16 protein-coding genes are annotated in these 17,248 nt (G+C 73.8%); 11 read left to right on the top strand and 5 right to left on the bottom strand.

Annotated elements, in window-relative coordinates; all coding sequences use genetic code 11:
• The first annotated feature begins 176 nt into the window (after positions 1-176).
• The gene (locus JYK04_RS35160; RefSeq protein ID WP_189741814.1) at positions 177-1,010 is read left to right on the top strand and encodes an alpha/beta fold hydrolase; all 834 of its coding nucleotides are present in this window, start codon (positions 177-179) and stop codon (positions 1,008-1,010) included.
• A gap of 114 nt (positions 1,011-1,124) precedes the next feature.
• Positions 1,125-1,697, top strand: a complete 573-nt coding sequence (locus JYK04_RS35155; RefSeq protein WP_189741817.1) for a TetR/AcrR family transcriptional regulator — start codon at positions 1,125-1,127, stop codon at positions 1,695-1,697.
• A 28-nt stretch (positions 1,698-1,725) separates the two neighbouring features.
• On the opposite strand, the gene JYK04_RS35150 is transcribed toward JYK04_RS35155, so the two are convergent.
• The gene (locus tag JYK04_RS35150; protein WP_189741820.1) at positions 1,726-2,655 is read right to left on the bottom strand and encodes an MBL fold metallo-hydrolase; all 930 of its coding nucleotides are present in this window, start codon (positions 2,653-2,655) and stop codon (positions 1,726-1,728) included.
• A 150-nt stretch (positions 2,656-2,805) separates the two neighbouring features.
• Between JYK04_RS35150 and JYK04_RS35145 the strand changes: the two genes are divergently transcribed.
• The 5 genes from JYK04_RS35145 to JYK04_RS35125 all read left to right on the top strand — a co-directional run bounded on the left by JYK04_RS35145 (position 2,806) and on the right by JYK04_RS35125 (position 8,124).
• Positions 2,806-3,015, top strand: a complete 210-nt coding sequence (locus JYK04_RS35145; RefSeq protein ID WP_189741823.1) for a hypothetical protein — start codon at positions 2,806-2,808, stop codon at positions 3,013-3,015.
• Positions 3,002-4,408: an amidase gene (locus JYK04_RS35140; RefSeq protein WP_189741826.1), complete on the top strand. Its 1,407-nt coding sequence runs from the start codon at positions 3,002-3,004 to the stop codon at positions 4,406-4,408. Before JYK04_RS35145 ends, JYK04_RS35140 begins: the two co-directional genes overlap by 14 nt.
• Before the next feature lie 133 nt (positions 4,409-4,541).
• Positions 4,542-5,840, top strand: coding sequence for a C15 family peptidase (locus JYK04_RS35135; RefSeq protein ID WP_189741828.1), 1,299 nt, complete (start codon positions 4,542-4,544; stop codon positions 5,838-5,840).
• Positions 5,841-6,040: 200 nt separating this feature from the next.
• Positions 6,041-7,150, top strand: a complete 1,110-nt coding sequence (locus tag JYK04_RS35130; RefSeq protein WP_189741830.1) for a mechanosensitive ion channel family protein — start codon at positions 6,041-6,043, stop codon at positions 7,148-7,150.
• Positions 7,151-7,368: 218 nt separating this feature from the next.
• Positions 7,369-8,124, top strand: a complete 756-nt coding sequence (locus tag JYK04_RS35125) for a DUF4118 domain-containing protein (RefSeq protein WP_189741833.1) — start codon at positions 7,369-7,371, stop codon at positions 8,122-8,124.
• 7 nt (positions 8,125-8,131) lie between these two features.
• Here the strand turns inward: JYK04_RS35125 and JYK04_RS35120 are convergent, their stop codons facing one another.
• Positions 8,132-10,207 (bottom strand): SpoIIE family protein phosphatase, encoded by a 2,076-nt coding sequence (locus JYK04_RS35120; protein ID WP_229876050.1) that lies wholly within the window; start codon positions 10,205-10,207, stop codon positions 8,132-8,134.
• Between the two features lie 248 nt (positions 10,208-10,455).
• Between JYK04_RS35120 and JYK04_RS35115 the strand changes: the two genes are divergently transcribed.
• Positions 10,456-10,905, top strand: a complete 450-nt coding sequence (locus JYK04_RS35115; RefSeq protein ID WP_189741836.1) for a GNAT family N-acetyltransferase — start codon at positions 10,456-10,458, stop codon at positions 10,903-10,905.
• A 14-nt stretch (positions 10,906-10,919) separates the two neighbouring features.
• Here JYK04_RS35115 and JYK04_RS35110 read toward each other — a convergent pair whose 3' ends face one another.
• Both JYK04_RS35110 and JYK04_RS35105 read right to left on the bottom strand, forming a co-directional pair.
• Complete coding sequence (locus JYK04_RS35110; RefSeq protein ID WP_189741839.1) at positions 10,920-11,339, bottom strand: ATP-binding protein; 420 nt, start codon at positions 11,337-11,339, stop codon at positions 10,920-10,922.
• 151 nt (positions 11,340-11,490) lie between these two features.
• Positions 11,491-11,880 carry a hypothetical protein gene (locus JYK04_RS35105; protein WP_189741842.1) on the bottom strand — a complete coding sequence of 130 codons (390 nt, stop codon included), beginning with the start codon at positions 11,878-11,880 and terminating at the stop codon, positions 11,491-11,493.
• Positions 11,881-12,276: 396 nt separating this feature from the next.
• Here JYK04_RS35105 and JYK04_RS35100 point away from each other — a divergent pair, with 396 nt between their 5' ends.
• The 3 genes from JYK04_RS35100 to JYK04_RS35090 all read left to right on the top strand — a co-directional run bounded on the left by JYK04_RS35100 (position 12,277) and on the right by JYK04_RS35090 (position 15,713).
• Complete coding sequence (locus tag JYK04_RS35100; protein ID WP_189741845.1) at positions 12,277-13,356, top strand: hypothetical protein; 1,080 nt, start codon at positions 12,277-12,279, stop codon at positions 13,354-13,356.
• Positions 13,357-13,445: 89 nt separating this feature from the next.
• The gene (locus JYK04_RS35095) at positions 13,446-15,206 is read left to right on the top strand and encodes an Ig-like domain-containing protein (RefSeq protein ID WP_189741848.1); all 1,761 of its coding nucleotides are present in this window, start codon (positions 13,446-13,448) and stop codon (positions 15,204-15,206) included.
• Positions 15,207-15,314: 108 nt separating this feature from the next.
• Complete coding sequence (locus JYK04_RS35090; RefSeq protein WP_189741851.1) at positions 15,315-15,713, top strand: TOBE domain-containing protein; 399 nt, start codon at positions 15,315-15,317, stop codon at positions 15,711-15,713.
• A gap of 24 nt (positions 15,714-15,737) precedes the next feature.
• On the opposite strand, the gene JYK04_RS35085 is transcribed toward JYK04_RS35090, so the two are convergent.
• A complete protein-coding gene (locus JYK04_RS35085; protein ID WP_189741854.1) occupies positions 15,738-17,207 on the bottom strand; it encodes a PucR family transcriptional regulator in 1,470 nt (489 codons plus the stop codon).
• Positions 17,208-17,248 lie beyond the last annotated feature (41 nt).

Below are 17,248 nucleotides of genomic sequence, written 5' to 3'. Positions count from 1 at the left end.
CTAGGAACGGCATCGATTCGGGTGAAGTCGCCTGTTTCCGGTCCCCGATTCACGTGACCGCGGCGGTGGACGACCTGCGTAAGTACGGGTGGAAGGCCGTGTTCCGACGCCGTTCCGGGGCCTTGGGGCGGGACACTGCTGCCGCGGACCGTACCGAGATCGCCACAGGAGGCACCATGCCCTTCATCACCGTCGGCCAGGAGAACAGCACCGACATCGACCTCTACTACGAGGACCACGGCAGCGGGCAGCCCGTCGTGCTCATCCACGGCTACCCGCTGGACGGGCATTCCTGGGAGAAGCAGCTCCCGGCCCTGCTCGACGCCGGCCACCGCGTCATCACCTACGACCGGCGCGGCTTCGGACAGTCGAGTCAGCCCACCACCGGCTACGACTACGACACCTTCGCGGCCGACCTGCACACGCTGATGGAGACCCTCGACCTCACCGACACGATCCTCGTCGGCTTCTCCATGGGCACCGGCGAGGTCGGCCGCTACCTCGGCAGCCGCGGGTCCGGACGCGTGGCCAAGGCCGCCTTCCTCGCCGGCCTCGAGCCCTACCTCCTCAAGACCGACGACAACCCCACCGGCGTCGACGGCAGCGTCTTCGAGGGCATCCTCGCCGCCGTCACGAAGGACCGCTACGCCTACTTCACCGACTTCTACCAGGCGTTCTACAACCTCGACGAGAACCTCGGCACGCGCATCAGCGAGGAGACCGTCCGGGCGAACTGGACCACCGCCGCCGGCGCCTCCGCGTACGCCTCCCGCGCCGCCGTCCTCACGTGGACCACCGACTTCCGGGCCGACATCCCCAAGATCGACGTGCCCGCCCTGATCCTGCACGGCACCGCGGACCGCATCCTCCCGATCGAGGCCACCGCGGAACCCTTCCACAAGGCCCTCCCGCACGCCGAGTACGTGGCCGTCGACGGCGCCCCGCACGGTCTCCTGTGGACCCACGGCGAAGAGGTCAACAACGCCCTCCTCGCCTTCATCGGGAAGTAGCGCCGGGCACGGCCGGCCGCCCCGCCCCCGGAGCCCGCGGCCGGCACCGCCGCGGAGCCCGGGGCGGCGGCCACGGTCGAGCGTGATGCAAGATATTTGCTTTAAGCTGGCCGCATGAGCCGAAAAGCGATGGTCCGCCCCGGAGGCCGCAGCGCGCGGGTCCAGGAGGCGGTCCACACCGCCGTGCGCGAGCTCCAGGCCGAGCTGGGGCGTCCGGAGCTGACGATCCCGATGGTCGCGGCGCGGGCCGGCGTCACTCCGTCGACGATCTACCGGCGCTGGGGCGACCTGCAGGAACTGCTCTCGGACGTCGCCGTCGAGCACCTGCGCCCGGAGGCGCCGCCGGAGGACCACGGAGACCTCTTGGCGGACCTGCGGGGATGGGCCGAGCAGTTCCAGGAGGAGATGGCCTCGCCCACGGGGCGCGCGTACATCCGTGACGCGCTGCTGGGGGACCCCGACGGCGACAACGCCGGGCAGTGTTCGGCCTACGCGGCGGAACAGATCGCCATCGTCCTCGCCCGCGCCGCGGAGCGCGGCGAGGAGGCCCCGGACGTCGAGACGGTGCTCGACCGGGTCGTGGCGCCGATCATGTACCGCATCCTGTTCCGCCCCGCCGGCCTCACCGGCGCGTACGCGCACCGGCTCGTGCGCGAGGCCGTACAGGGCTTCGGCGCACCCCGCTGACCGGGCCCGCCGCGTACGCCGTCGCCGGTCAGCGGCGCGCCGGTGCGGCGGCCACGGGTTCGAGCCGGTAGCCGTCCCCCTCGGCGACCACGCGGCCGGCGGTCGGTGCGGGGAAGTGCGTACCGAGGACCAGCGCGCCGGTGCCGGCGAGCCGGGCGAGCAGCGCCCGGCGGGTGGCCTCGGCCTGCACCGGGTCGATGTCGACGCAGCTGCCGATCTCCGGACGGGCCAGCTGCACGGGGTGGTGGACGGCGTCCCCGGTGACGAGGGCGGTCGCGCCCGCGCTGCTCACCTGTACGGCGATCTGCCCGGGGGTGTGCCCCGGCGCGGGCAGCAGGCGCAGCCCCTCGGCGACGTCGATCCCCTCGTCCGGTACGTCGACCAGGTCGAGCAGACCCGCCTCCTCGACGGGCACGACGGAGTCGCGGAACATGCCGCGCCGCGCCTCGTCCATGTCGTAGGCGGCCCAGAACGCGTACTCCGCCCTCGACGTCAGGTAGCGGGCGGCCGGGAACGTCGGCACCCATGCGCCGTCCACCTGGCGGGTGTTCCATCCGACGTGGTCGGTGTGCAGGTGGGTGAGGATCACCAGGTCGACGTTGTCGGGGGTGAATCCGATGTCCGCGAGGCGTGCGAGGTAGTCGGTACGGAGCTGGTGCCAGGCCGGGTTGGCCCTCGTCTTGCCGTTGCCGATCCCGGTGTCGACGAGGACGCGCAGACCGTCCACGACCAGCGCGAAGCTGTGGCTGTCGAGGTGCAGCACGCCGTCCGGGCCGGCGAAGTCGGGCCGCAGCCAGTCGTGTTCGGCCACCACCTCCGGGGTGGCGGCCGGCAGCAGCCACGGTCCGGTCGCGGGCGGCAGGGGCACCTCGTCGACGCGGTGGACGGCGATCTCCCCGACGGACCAGTGGGCAGCGGCTCCGGACGGGGCCGGTTCGGTGAACTGTGCGGTGCGCATGCGCGTGTTCCTTCGTCTGCAGAGGACCGGCCGACAACAAAAGCGATTCATTCGCTTTAAGCGACCGTAGGCCCTACTGTGCACTAACGCAAGCCGTTAGCTTTAAGGCGGCGGTGATCGCTCCGCCGTCCCCCTCGAGGAAGGCAGCACATGTCCACCCCGGACCTCACTCCCCCCGAAGCGGCCCGCTGGGCCGCACGGTCAGGGCTTCCACTGGCGAAGGACCGCCACGCGGGGGTGGCGGCCACCGCCGACCACATCCACGCCGTCGTATCGCTCCTGCGGGAACTGGACTTCGGCGAGACGCCGCCCTCGGCGGTGTACCGCGCGGGAGGGGAGCAGCACGATGGAGCCGTATGAGCTGACCGTGGCCGAAGCGGCCGAGGCCGTACGCTCCGGGCTGGTCTCGCCGGTCGACCTGGTGGACTCGGCGCTGGCGCGCATCGGGCGGGTCGAACCGCGCCTGAGGGCCTTCACCGCCGTGACGGCCGACCGTGCGCGCGACGCGGCCCGCCGGGCGGAGGCCGAGATCGCCCGCGGCACGCACCGGGGGCCCCTGCACGGGATGCCCGTCGGCCTGAAGGACCTCATCGACGTGGCCGGGCTGGCGACCACGGCGAGTTCCCGGGTGCGGACGGGACACCTGGCGGAGGCCGACAGCACCGTCGCGGCGCGGCTCGCCTCGGCCGGAGCGGCCTTGGTGGGCAAGACCCACACGCACGAGTTCGCCTACGGCCTGACCACCCCTCAGACGGCCAACGCCTGGGACCCGGACCGGGTGGCCGGCGGATCCAGCGGCGGGTCCGCCGTGGCCGTCGCCGCGGGGTCGGCCGCCTTCGCCCTGGGAACGGACACCGGCGGCTCGATCCGGGTGCCCGCCGCCCTGAACGGGGTCGTCGGACTGAAACCGACGTACGGACTGGTGCCGCGCCACGGCGTGACCTCGCTGTCCTGGTCGCTCGACCACGTGGGCCCGCTCACCCGCACCGTGGAGGACGCGGGGCTGGTCCTGGCCGCACTGGTCGGACACGACCCGCGTGACCCGGCGTCCGTCACGGCCCCGGCCGCGGAGCACCGGCAGGGCCCCGGAACGGATCCGACGGATCTGACGGGGCTGCGGGTCGGGGTGCCGGGCAACTACTTCTTCGACCGGGTGGACCCGGAGGTCGAGGCCGCCGTCCGGCGGGCGATCGGGCGGCTGGAGGAACTCGGCGCCCGGCTCGTCGACGTCGAGATCCCGATGACGCGCTACATCCGGGCGACCCACTGGGGGCTGATGGTGCCCGAGGCCTCCGCCTACCACGAGCGCACCCTGCGGGCGGTGCCCGACCTGTACGAGGCCGACATCCGCGTCCTCCTGGAGGCGGGCGAGCTCATGACGGCGGGCGACTACCTGCGGGCCCAGCGCGCCCGCACCCTGATGGGGCGGGCCTGGCGGGACATGCTGGAGGCGGTCGACCTGATCGCCGCGCCGACCGTGCCGCTCACCGCCGTCGAGTCCGGCCGGACCGGCGTGACCTGGGGTGACGGCAGCGTGGAAAGCGTCGCCGACGCGTACGTACGGCTCTCGGCTCCGGCCAACCTCACCGGTGTTCCCGCACTGAGCGTGCCCGTCGGCCTGGACCCGGCGGGCCTGCCGATCGGGATGCAGCTCATGGGGAGGCCCTTCGGCGAAGCCGTGCTGCTGCGTGCGGGACACGCCTTCGAGCGCACCGGCACGGCGCGCGGTCTCGCTCCGGAGCGGGCGGCGTAGCGGCACGGCCGCACTCACGCGGATCACCATCACGCGGTGAACCGGCCGTGGCAGAGGTGGAGTTGAGCCAGTCATGGCCGCTGCGGCCGGTGCGTCTGGTGGGGGTGGGGGCCGCTATGTAATGTCACATCGCATGATGCTCTTACGGCGTGCGGCGTCGGCCGCCGCCCTTCTCGCCACCGTCCTCCCCCTGGCCGTCGCCTCGCCCGCGCACGCCGACGTCGCCGCGCCCGCGCAGGCGGCCGACGGCTCGACCGCGTGCCGCGCCGCCGCGTCCGTACCGCTGGACGCCGAACAGGCGCGGCTCTCGGACGCCCGCACCACGGCCCTAGTCGAGCGCGGCGGGTTCGGGGACTTCGTCCGGCGGTTCCCCGCCGCGCTGTGCGCGACCCGCGACCCCGCCGAGGCCGGCCGGCTCGTCACCGACTGGGGCGAGGCCCTGTGGCAGGCCTCCGTACGGCGGGCCCAGGGACAGCGGCCCGGCGGCGACCTCGCCCCCGGGGACGACCGGCCGCTGTACTGGGCGCGGCTCGGCATGACCGCCGCACTCGCCCGCTGGCAGCCGGAGTTCACCGCAGACCGGGCCGCGCTGCGCGCCCGCCTCGAGGACGCCTCCCGGGGCCTGACGAACAACGCCTTCCGCACCACGCCCGGCGTACGGCGCGTCTTCATCAGCGGGTTCGACCCCTTCGGGCTCGACGCCGAGATACGCCGCGCCAACCCGTCGGGGTCGGCCGCCCTCCGGCTCAACGGGCGGCGCGTGACCCTCGCCGACGGCAGCCCCGCGGAGATCCGCGCCGTCGTCCTCCCCGTGCGGTACGCCGACTTCGACGCCGGCATGGTGGAGCGGGCGTTCGCCCCGCGCATGGCCGGCGGCCCCGCCTCGGCCGACATCATCACCACCGTCAGCCAGGGCTACCCCGGCATCTTCACCCTGGAGGACTGGGCGGGACGGGCACGGTCCGCCGACCCGTACCCCGACAACGTGCGCGCCCTGTCCGGCGGCACCCGCGAGCACCCGGTGACCGCCCCCGGCCTCGGCCCGGGCCCGGAGTTCATCCGCACCACGCTCCCCGCGGGCGCGGTCACCGGCGCCGTGCAGAGCCCGTACCCGGTCCTCCTCAACAGCGACGTGACCGAGATCCCGGCGGGCGGCACGGCTCCCGTCGACCGGACCGACGGCCCTACCCCGGGCTCGCGGGCCGTGGCGGGCGGCGGGGGCGGCTACCTGTCCAACGAAGTGGCCTACCGCTCCAACCGGCTGCGCACCGAACTCGCCCCGCACCTGCCCGGGGGCCATCTCCACACCCCGGTGCTCACCGGCCTGCCGGCCGACCCCCAGGAGCTGACCGGCCCCGAGTTCGAACGCAACGAGAGCGCGATAGCCGCGGAGGTCCGCGCGGTCCTCGAGCACGCCGCCGCCCGGCGGTAGCGGCGGCCCCGCCTGCGGTGCGTCCTGCTGCCATGGGGCAGGATGGCAGCCCGTTCCGGATGCGCACACACGCCCGAACGCGGCTTCACGCACGACAAACTGACAGGTGACAAGGTGACGACACACCCACACCCCATACGACGGCCGGCAGCGCCCGTCGCCACTCCCCCGGGCCGGCGCGGCGCACCGGAGGGGGTCCGTTGAACCGGGATCTCGTCCTGCACGACTGGCTGGTCGCCGGGATCGCGCTGGCGGCGGGCGCCGCGGCCGGGCTGCTGCTGCGCGCCGTCCTGCGCTGGCTGGGCCGGCACGCCGAGCGGACCCGGTGGCGGGGTGACGACATCATCGTCGACGCGCTGCGCACCATCGCGCCCGGGGCCGCGCTGATCGCGGGCGCGGCCGTGGCCGCCACGACCCTGCCGCTCACCGCGCGCGTCTCGGGGTTCGTGAACCAGTCGCTGACCGCGCTGCTCATCCTTATCGCCACGCTCAGCGCGGCGCGGGTCGTCGCGGGCCTCGTCCAGTCCGTGGCGGCATCGCGCACCGGGGTGGCGGCGTCGGCGTCCATCTTCGTCAACATCACGCGGATCGTGGTCCTCGTGATGGGCGTGCTCGTCGCCCTGGAGACCCTCGGCGTGTCCATCGCGCCGCTGGTCACCGCCCTCGGCGTGGGTGGTCTGGCGGTGGCCCTGGCCCTCCAGGACACCCTCGCCAACCTCTTCGCCGGCGTGCACATCCTCGCCTCGAAGACCGTGCAGCCCGGTGACTACATCCGGCTCACCAGCGGCGAGGAGGGCTACGTCGTCGACATCAACTGGCGCAACACCGTGGTCCGCAACCTGTCGAACAACCTGGTCATCATCCCCAACGGGCGTCTCGCGCGGACCAACATGACCAACTTCACCCAGCCGGAGGCGCAGTTCTCGATCCTGGTCCAGGTGGGTGTGGGCTACGAGAGCGATCTGGAGCACGTCGAGCGGGTGACCCTCGACGTGGTCGGCAAGGTGATGGCGCACGTGGACGGCGCGGACCCCGCGCACGAGGGGGCCGTCCGCTTCCACACGTTCGCGGACTCCCGGATCAACTTCACGGTGATCCTGGGCGTCGGCGAGTTCAGCGACCAGTACCGGATCAAGCACGAGTTCATCAAGCGCCTGCACGAGAGGTTCCGGACGGAGGGCATCTCGATCCCCGCCCCGACGCGCACGGTCGAGCTCCACCGCGACGAACCGCGTACGCCGTCGTCACCGCACGCACCGGTCCCGCACCAGCGCGATTCGTCGGCACTGCTCCCGGACGGCGGCCGGTAGACCCGCGCCTCCGGCCCCTCCCCCCGCGTCGGCGTCAGCCGGTGCGGAGGCGGGGGCGGCGGCCGGAAGTGGCCGCGGGCCCGGGGCCCGTGGGCAAAATCCGTGTGCGGTACGTCAAGACCTCGCCAGGGCGGGTGGCTCCACCCCTCGCCGTGGGCAGCCTGCCCTGGGACATCTGGCTCTGGTCGAGATCGTCACGTCCGGACGGGAGGCATCACATGCCGGGGTACCGACTCCACGACCGTGCCGCGCTGTTCGGGGCCCTGGTGGTGCCCCTCCTCGTGGCACTCGCGCTCGTCCCCCTGCGCACCTGGCTCTCCCCGGCGAACGAGGCCCTGGTGCTGGTCGTCGCCGTGGTCGCGATCGCCGCCTCGGGCACCCGGGCCGCCGCGGCCCTGGCCGCGCTCTCCGCGGCCACCTGGTTCGGTCTCCTCCTCCTCGCCCGGCCCTACGAGCACTTCGCCCTCGCCGACCGGGACGAGATCCAGACGGCTTTCCTGCTGCTGGCCGTCGGACTGATCGTCGCGCGACCGGCCGTCCGCGCCCGCAGGCTGGAGGCGGCCGTGGTCACCGGCACCGCACACCTGTCCAGCCTCCAGGGCACCGCCAGGCTGACCGAGCGGGGCGGCGCACCGGACGCGGTGGTCGACTTCGTCCGCCAGGAGCTCATCGGCCTCCTGGAGCTGCGCGGCTGCCGCTTCGAGTACGGGACCCTGATCGGGCACCGGCCGCGGCTGGAGCACGACGGCGGCCTGTGGCTGCGCCGCGGTGGCGAGGTCACCGGGTACGCCGACTGGCCGGACGGCGAGACCGAGCTGCGGGTCGTCGGGGGCGGGCACTACTACGGCCGCTTCCTCCTCGACCCCTTTCCCGGCCACCGCCTGCCGCCCGAGGACGCCCGCTCGGTGGCGCTCGCCCTGGCCGCGCTGGCGGGCGCCGCGCTGGACACGGCCGGCGTGTCCCACCGCGGCTGACCCCAGCTCACGGAGCGCCGCGGTGGACGCGGGCCAGGATCAGGACCGTGTCGTCGGTCGGCGGCTCGGGCAGCAGGCCGGCCAGGATGCGGTCCGCCATCTCCTCCAGCTCCAACGGCCGGCCCCGGTCGCCCAGTTCGGCGCGCAGGGCGTCCAGGCCCACCTCGATGTCCCGCCCCCGGGCCTCGATGAGGCCATCCGTGTACAGGGCGAGCGTCGCGTTCTCGGGCAGTTCGATCTCGGTGGTCCGGAACGGGGAGCCGCCGACGCCCAGCGGGACCCCGAGGACCTCGTCGACGGTCTGCACCGTGCCGTCCGGCCGGAGCACCAGGGGCGGGGGGTGGCCGGCGCTGGCGATGCGGGCGCGTCCGCTGCGCGGGTCGTAGACGAGGTGCAGGCAGGTCGCGAGCTCGATGCCGGCTTCCTGGGCGCACGCGTCCAGTTCGGTGAGCAGGTCGGCGGGCTCGCTGTCGTGGCGGGCCAGGGCCTTGGTGGTGATGCGGAGGTAGCCCATGGCGGCGGCCGCGGACACCCCGTGCCCCATCACGTCGCCGACGACGAGGACGACCCGGCCGTCGGGCAGGTTGATCACGTCGTACCAGTCGCCGCCGACCTCGGTGATCCGGCTGCCGGGCACGTAGCGGTGGGCGACGTCCACGTACGGGGTGACCGCCAGTGCCGTGGGCAGCAGGGCCCGCTGCAGGGTGAGGGCGATGTCCTGGACCCGGCTGTAGAGGCGGGCGTTGTCCAGGCAGATCGCGGCGCGCGAGGCGAGTTCGCCGGCCAGGCTGACGTCCTCCTCGGAGAAGGGCGGACGGGCGGCGGACCGGCCGAACATGGCGATGCCCTGGACGGTGCCCCGGGCGATGAGCGGGGCGACGAGGATGCAGGCCACCCCGCTCTCGCCCATGATCTTCGTACGTGACTCGGTGACGACGGTGCGGGCCAGGAACTCCTCGTCCACCACGGCCGAGATGGCGCGGCCGGTGCTCAGCATGTCGTGGATGACGGAGCCCGGCGGGTACCGCACCTTCTCCACCCCGCTCACGAGTTCGACGGCCGGAGCGGGCAGGGTCGTCCCGGAGGCGATGCGGCGGGTGAACAGCGGCCGCCCCGGATCGAAGTCCTCCGTCTCGTCCATCCATTCCACGATCTCGACCACGGAGCCGTCGCAGAAGTCCGGCATCGACGCGTCGACGAGTTCCTGGGCGGTGAGGTTGACGTCCAGGGTGGTCCCGATCCGGGTGGAGGCCCCGTCGAGGAGGGCCAGCCGGCGGCGGCTGGCGGTGGCTTCCAGGATGGCGCGCTCCCGGTCCGTGACGTCGATCATGAGCCCGCCCACGCCGGCGTGCGTGCCGACGGCCCGGCTGAGCGGGAAGAAGCTGACGGACCGGACCTGGTCGCGGTCCGGATGCCCGCGGGGGCGCACGCCGACCAGGGTCCCCACGACGGGCGCTCCGCCCCGGGCGACGGCGCGCACCATGCGCTCGTACTCACCGCCGTCGGACATGATCATGATGTCGTCCATGCGCCGTCCCAGGTGGGCCTCGATCGGCAGGCCGTCCATGTCGGCGAGCGCCTGGTTCAGGTGGATGTACCGCAGGTCCTCGTCGACCATGACGAGGCCGATGGGGCAGGTCTCGAAGAGGGCGTCGAGGAAGGCGAGGTTGGTCTTGACCCGGTCGAGTTCGTCGCTGCGGCTCGTGAGGACCATCACCACCGAGGGGCCGCCGGATCCGGTGACGGAGAAGGACCGGAAGCCGCAGTCGAAGGCCGTGCCGTCGCGGTGCCGGGCCGTCAGCCTGCCCCGCCAGTAGCCCTGCGTACGCCCTTGTTCCGTCAGCCGGGCACACGATGCGGACGTGCCGCTGCGGGAGGCATCGGCGAAGAGGAGGGCGCCGGGCCGGGTGAGGACGGCACCGGGCTCGTACCCGAAGAGGTCACGGGCGCCGGGCCCCCAGTAGCAGACGTGGTCGTGCTCGTCGATGCCGAGGACGGCCACGGGCACGCGCTCGAGCAGCGACCCCGGCTCGGACCAGATCGGGCCGTGGGTCTCCTCGCCCCCCGGCCGAGCCGATGGCACGAGACGTCCCCCTTCCGCACGCCGTTCTCTCCACATCATCGTCCGGACACGCCGTGCGGGCACCCCGGGCGGCGCGCGGGGCTCCGCCGGCCGCACCCGTACATCGTGGCGCTGAGACGGCCCGCGTTTCGACACCCCGGCACCTGCCGGGTCCGCCGGGCTCCAGCATGATCGATGTTCTGCGCCGGAGCGGCGGCGCACCCGCCCCGCTCCGCTCCGCGTTCCTTCGATCACGGGAGTCCAGCCCCATGTCCGACATCAGCGTGCGCTCCGTGCGCGACGGCGACTTCGCCCAGTGGCGCGCCCTCTACCGTGGCTACGCCGACTTCTACGGGGTCGAGCAGACCGAGGAGGCGGCCGCCACGGTCTGGTCATGGGTGACCGACCCCGGCCACGAGGTGGGCGCCCTGGTGGCCGAGGACGCCGGGGGCCGGCTGCTGGGCCTCGCCCACTACCGTCCGTTCGCGCGCCCGCTCTCCGCGACGGTCGGCTGCTTCCTCGACGACCTGTTCGTGGCCCCGCAACACCGCGGCTCGGGCGCCGCCGACCTGCTGCTCGCCACCCTGCGCGAGCTCGCGGCCGAGCGCGGCTGGAGCGTGGTCCGCTGGATCACCGCCGATGACAACCACCGGGCGCGGTCCAAGTACGACCAGGTCGCCACACGAACCATGTGGGTCACCTACGACATGACCCCCTGACCTGTTCCGCCGGGTCAGCCGTCCCGCCAGGTGATCACGGCGATGACCTGCTTGCCGCGCGGCGAGCGGCTGACGAAGAGGTCCGCGCCGAGCGCCCGGACGATCTGCAGGCCGCGCCCCCGGGTGGCGTCGGCCCTGTGGCCGTCGCCCCGCTGGGGCAGGGAGAGCGAGCCGTCGCTGACGCAGATGCCCGCCCTGCCCCGGTCCAGGCTGATCGTGAGCGCGTACGGGGGAACGGCGTGCCGGACCGCGTTGGTGGCGAGCTCGGACGCGATCAGCAGGATGTCGCAGGCGGTCTCCTGCGGGCAGCGCACGGGGTGCAGGGCCAGGGTGCGCGCGGCGCTGCGGCGGGCTTCCCCGGCGGCCTGCGGTCCCGACGGCAGTGGGTGGTGCACGGTCCTCGGCCGCGCCGGGGATGCGATTGCGGTGTCCATGACGGTTCCTCGCTGTGCGAGCGGCCCCGGTGGCTCCGGGCCGGACGGACCGGAATGGACCGGACCGGACCGGGGGACGGGAACGGACGGGGTTCCGGGGCGGTGGCCCCGGAACCCCTTTGTGCCAGGTCGACGCTATGGCGCCGCGTCGCTACCACTTGCTGTGGCAGTTCCAGTGGCCCGGCACCCAGTGCTGCGAGTGGCCCTTGCCCCACCAGCCGTCGTGCCAGTTGCCGTGGTGGTCGCGGTAGCCCTCGTGCCAGGTGCCGTGATGCCACTTGGATTCCCAGTGGCCCTTCACCCAGGTGCACCGGTCATGGCGGTCCCACCGATTGTGGTGGTCCCACCGGTCGTGGTGGTCCCACCGGTCCTGGCGGTGGTCACGATCACCGTCGCGGTCGCCGGTGAGCGTCGAGCTCACCGTGGCGGACGCCGGGGCGGCGTTCGCGGTGCCGGAGAGGCCCAGCAGCGAGCCGCCGGCCAGCAGCCCGACGGACGCGGTCCCGACGAGCAGGCGCCGTGTGCGCAGCGAAGCGGTCATCGCACTCACCTCCTTCCCTTCATCGGACAGTCGGTTCAGCGGCCCCCTCAGCCTCAGGAGCCTCATCAGGGATTCGCCACGAGCGGGGCGAAGGATTGGAAAAACCTCACCACCGGACAAAACCCCTCAATGCGAAGGCGACCGCCGCCTACCGGTGAGTACAGCATTTGCTAGGCAAAATAACGAGATCCACGGTATCTGCAGTCTTATCTGACTGATACATTCCGCAGGCGCGATCCGCACACCCCATCCCGTCACGGCTGTCCACCGACCTGGTTCGACGCCGTGCCGAGCACCTCGGTCGGACCGAAGTCCCGAGAACCGCCACGGATACGTCGGAGGCCGTGCGGCCACGGCCGCATCCCGCCGAGATCCACCTCCGAAGGGGAAATCCTGATGCGAAAGACGCTTCTGCGGCGCCCGGCCGCAGGAAAGGCGCTGATCGTGAGCGCCCTGCTGGCCCTGGCAGTACCGGGGATCGCGTACGCCAACACGGTCGGCGTGACCGTGAAGACCCCGGGCGCCACCATGGGGCCCGGCTCCGCCTTCTCCGAGATATCCACCAACGCCGCCTGCAGCAGCGGCCTGATCTCCGGTGGCGGGATCGCCCAGGCCATCGGCACCGGCACCTCGTCGAACGGCAACAAGATCAACGGCACCTCGCCGAGCCCCGACGGCAGCACCGAATACACCGGTTCCACCGGCGTGGTCGGGACCGACGTGGCCTACTGGCTCGGCATCGGCGGCAGCGGCGGCGCGGTGAACGCCTCCTTCTCCAGCACGCCGTACGCCATGTGTTTCACCAGCAATCTGATCAACCACACCCAGGTGGTCATGAACAAGATCGCCGGGCCCACCACCAGCGGGACGGTGGGCCTGGTCACCGCGAGCTGCCCGGCCAACACCCGCCTGGTCGGCGGCGGCGCCCGCATCACCCCGGCGAGCGTCGGCAGCCTCAAGCCCATCGCGAGCTTCCCCACCTTCAACGACTCCGCCCACGGCTTCGGCCAGAAGGCGGCGGCCGACGGCGAGAACAACCCCGACTCCTGGACCGCGGTCGGCTGGAACGGAGGCGGCGGCAACAGCAGCAACACCACGTACGCCTACGCGATCTGCAGCGGCAACAACATCGACGTCAGCGGCGCCACCGTCAAGGTCCGCCACAGCGAGGTGAGCGGCCCGACCGCGGCGACCAGCGGCCAGTCGGTCACGGTCGGCTGCGGCGGCAACGACGGAAAGCTGGTCGCCGGCGGCGCGGCGATCAGCGGTGGCAGCCTCACGACCACCAACTTCACCGGACCCGGGTCGGTCGGCGACCACCTCAACGGCAGCTACCCGAGCAACTCCGGCGGCACCCCGGTCGGCGACGGAACCACCACCGCCGCCTACTGGACGGCCGTCACCCACACCGGCGGGGGCAGCTCGCCGGGCACCTACTCCGACGCCTGGGCGCTGTGCGCCGACGACGGCGTCTGAGTCACCGGCAGCTGCCCGTGTCTTCCCAAGTACTCTCGTTTGGACCTTCGTTGAGCATTTTCAGATCAAAGACAGCAGTGGCGGCCGGTGTGACCGGTCTGCTGGCGGCCGTACTGGCGGCCGCACCCGCGACCGCCGACCCGGCCGGGGCGCCGTCGCCCTGCGGTGCGGGCGGCACGTTCACCGCCTCGCCCCCCACCTGCACCTACACGGCGGTCGGTACGGACACCTTCACCGTCCCCGAGGGCGTGAGCGCGGTCTCCGTCGACGTGTTCGGAGCCGAGGGCGGCAGCGCGGCCGGCTTCGTCACCCCGAACCCCCCGAACGAGGGGGCGCCCGGCGGACTCGGCGGCGAGACCCGCGCGGCCCTCGCCGTGAGCGCGGGCCAGAGCCTGCAGATCACGGTGGGCGGCGCCGGCAGCTCCGGCAGTTCGCGGCGCGGCGAGTACGCCCGGCCCGGCGGCACCGGCCACGGGGCCGGCGGCGGCGGTGCGCACGGCGGGGGCGGCTCGGGCGGCGGCGCCACCGATGTGCGCATCGGCGCCTTCGGGCCGGCCGACCGGGTCCTCGTCGCCGGCGGCGGCGGGGGCGCGGGCAACGGCGGGCCCCTGCTGCGCGGCGGCCACGGCGGCGGCCCGGCCGGTGAACCGGGCGGCCAGGGCGGCGGTCCGGAAGGATCCGGCGCCGGAGGCGGCGGCGCGACCCAGACCGCGCACGGCACCGGCAGCCGTACCTCCCCCCTCGGCGGCCCCGGAATATCCGGAAGCGACATCGACCCCAACACCGGGCAGCCGAACCCGGGCAGCGGCGGCCCCGGCGGCAACGGCGCGCGCGGTGGCAACGGCGGCGGAGGCGGTGGCGGCGGCTACTTCGGCGGAGGCGGTGGCTCCGGCGGCGGGAACCCCGACAACCTGTACGGGGCCGGCGGCGGGGGCGGCAGCGGCTTCGCGGCTCCCGCGGCCACCGATGCCGTCCTCCTGCCGGGGGTGAACCGCGGCAACGGCAAGGCGGTCGTCTCGTTCCGGTACGGGACCTCGCTCACGGTGGCCACGGACACGGACGCACCGCTGTTCGGGCACCCCGTGACCCTCACCGCGACCGCCGCCCCGGCGAATCCGGCCGCGGGCACGGCGGACGGGACGGTCACCTTCTTCGACGGGACCACCGCGCTGGCGACCGTGCCGCTCGACGGCGGGCAGGCCCGGTTGCGCACCGCCGCGTTCCGGCCCGGCTCCCACGCGATCACCGCGACGTACGGCGGGGACGCGAGCCACACCCCGGGCGCGACGGCCGGCCCGGCCTCCGTCACCGTCGGTTTCAGCCGGCCGTGCATCACGACGGCGCGCGTCGGCGCCCTGACGGTGGCCGCCGGACAGGCGCTCTGCATCGCCTCGGGCGGCAGCCAGACGGGCCCGGTCAAGGTGGCTCCGGGCGGGTCCCTGGCGATCACGGACGCCCGTGTCACCGGGCCCGTGTCCGCCGAAGGCGCCCTGGCCCTCGCCCTCTGCGGCTCGCAGCTCACCGGCCCCGTCTCCGTATCGGGCAGCACCGGCCACGTCCTGGCCGGCTCGGACGAGGGGGCGACCGCCTGCGGCGGCAACACCTTCCAGGGTCCGCTGACCTTCGAAGGCAACACCGGTGGCCTCCAGGCCTCCGCCAACACGGTCACCGGACCGGTACGGATCGACGGCAACAGCGGCAGCGGCCCGCTGCCCGGCGCGGACGTCCCGGCGTTCCGGGCCAACCGGGTCACCGGACCGCTGCGTTGCGAGGGCAACGCACCCGGGCTGGAGCAGACGGGCACCGTCGTCCAGGGGCCCCGGTCCGGCCAGTGCCGCCCCGCTCCGTAGCCGCACCCGCTCCGTAGCCACGGCCGCTGTGGCGCACAGGCACCCGGGACGATCGGTCCCGGGTGCCTCGGCGTTCGCGGCCGGAGCGGCACCGCCTATGCTGCGGGCGTGCCGTCGTACTCCATGGGCGTTGCCGCCCGACTGCTGCGCGTGAGCCCGGAAACCGTCCGCCGGTGGGCCGAGACGGGCCGGCTGCCGGCCGACCGCGCGCCCGACGGTTCCCGGTCCGTCGACGGCGTGGTCCTCGCCGCGTTCGCCGAGGAACGCGCCGCCGGAGCGCACCCGTTGCCGCCCGGCACCGCCCTGACCTCCGTACGGAACTCCTTCGCCGGGATCGTCACCGCGGTACGGCTCGACGAGGTGGCGGCCCGCGTGGAGATCCAGTCGGGGCCGCACCACGTGGTCTCCGTGGTGACCAGGGAGTCGGTCGAGCAGCTCGGCATCGTGGTCGGCTCGACCGTCACGGCCCGGGTGAAGTCCACCGAGGTCCACATCGCCCTGCCGTAGGGGGCTTCCTGCCCCGCCGCGCGGTCATCCGCAGCGCAGCGCCGCGTACAGGTCCAACTTGTGGTCGAGACGCGACAGGTCACGGCCCGTCAGGACCTCCACCCGCTCGATCCGGTAGTGCACGGTGTTCACGTGCAGGTGGAGCGCCTCCGCCGTGCGGGCCCAGGAGCAGTTGTTGGCCAGGAAGACCTCCAGGGTCTCCCGCAGCATCCCGTCCCCGAGCACCCCCAGGGTCCGCGTCCCGTACACCGTCCGGACCTCCGGCGGGATCCCGGCCATCAACTCCCCGAGGGTGTCCAGCTGCTCGACCCCGCGCACCGGGACCGCCTCGTCCGCCGAGGTCAGCGCGAACCGGGCCTGGCTGAGCGAGGCCCGCAGTCCCTCCAGGCCCTCGGCCCGCGTGCCCAGGCCCAGCCGGAGCTCCGCCTGCGGTCCCCCGCACTGCTGGAGCATCGGCCACACCGCGCGCAGTGCGCCGGCCGGGTCGGTCGCGCCGGCCGGGTCCTCGTGCAGCACCGCCGCCGAACGCCCCACGGCGTACGTGGCGTTCTCCAGGTGGCGCAGGCCCTCCGCCAGGGCGTCGCCCGAGGTCGCCGCCAGGACCCGGTACGCCCCTCCGACGGGCAGCCCGGCGCCCGCGAGCGCCTCCTCCAGGGCTCCGGTGTCGGCCGCGGCGGGGCCCGCGAGCGTCCCCTCCAGCACGCCGATCAGCTCCTGCCCGGCCAGCCGCTCCGCGGTGAGCCGGCGGTTCTGCCCGCTGCGGCTCTGGGCGAGCACCTCGGCGATCTCGTGGAGCACCCGCGGGGGCGCCGCGTCCGGGTCCGGCACGTGCAGCTGCCAGGCGTCGTACGGGGAGCTCTCGGTCTCGATGCGCAGCCAGACCCCGCCCCGCGCGGAGGCCGCCGACGCCTGCCGGGCGGGCAGCTCGGGGGCGGACGGCGTACGGGCCACCGTGCGTCCGCTGGCGGTCAGCAGGTAGCAGGACACCCGGCCGAGGTGCGCGCACGCCCGGTCGAGGAGTTCGTCCGGGCCGGCCCCTGCCTCCACGAGCCGGCTCAGCTCGCCGCGCACGTTCTCGGGGAGTGCGAAGAGCCGGGTCGGGCGGCGGCTCAGGTCTCCCCACTGGCGCAGGTACACGGCTTCGGTCACGGCCCGGAAGCTGGTGCGCGCGGGCACCGCCACGAGTGGCACCCGGTGGCTGCGGCAGGCGGCGACGACCTCGTCGGGGACCCTGCCGTGGGTCTCCTCCCCGGCCAGCAGCGCCGTGGCTCCGGCGTCGGCGAGCGCGCCGACGAAGCGGTCCGCCTTGGCCACGTCCCCCTCGGCCCACCACACCAGCCCGCTCAGCACGAGCTCCCCCGGCCCCAGGAAGCGGCCGGGCTCCTCCAGGTCGGTGGCGGTGACGCCGGCGACCTCCTGGCCGAGAAGGGCTTCCTCGCCCCAGAGCAGGTGGAGACCGAGGCTGTCGAGCTGGAGCAGGTCGAGGACGTGCATGGCGGGGACTCCTTGCGGCGGGCGGGCGCCCACATTCGCGA

It is taken from the genome of Streptomyces nojiriensis, assembly GCF_017639205.1.
Lineage (GTDB): Bacteria > Actinomycetota > Actinomycetes > Streptomycetales > Streptomycetaceae > Streptomyces > Streptomyces nojiriensis.
Note: the sequence above shows the minus strand (reverse complement) of the source record. Positions and strands in the feature narration are given on the sequence as shown.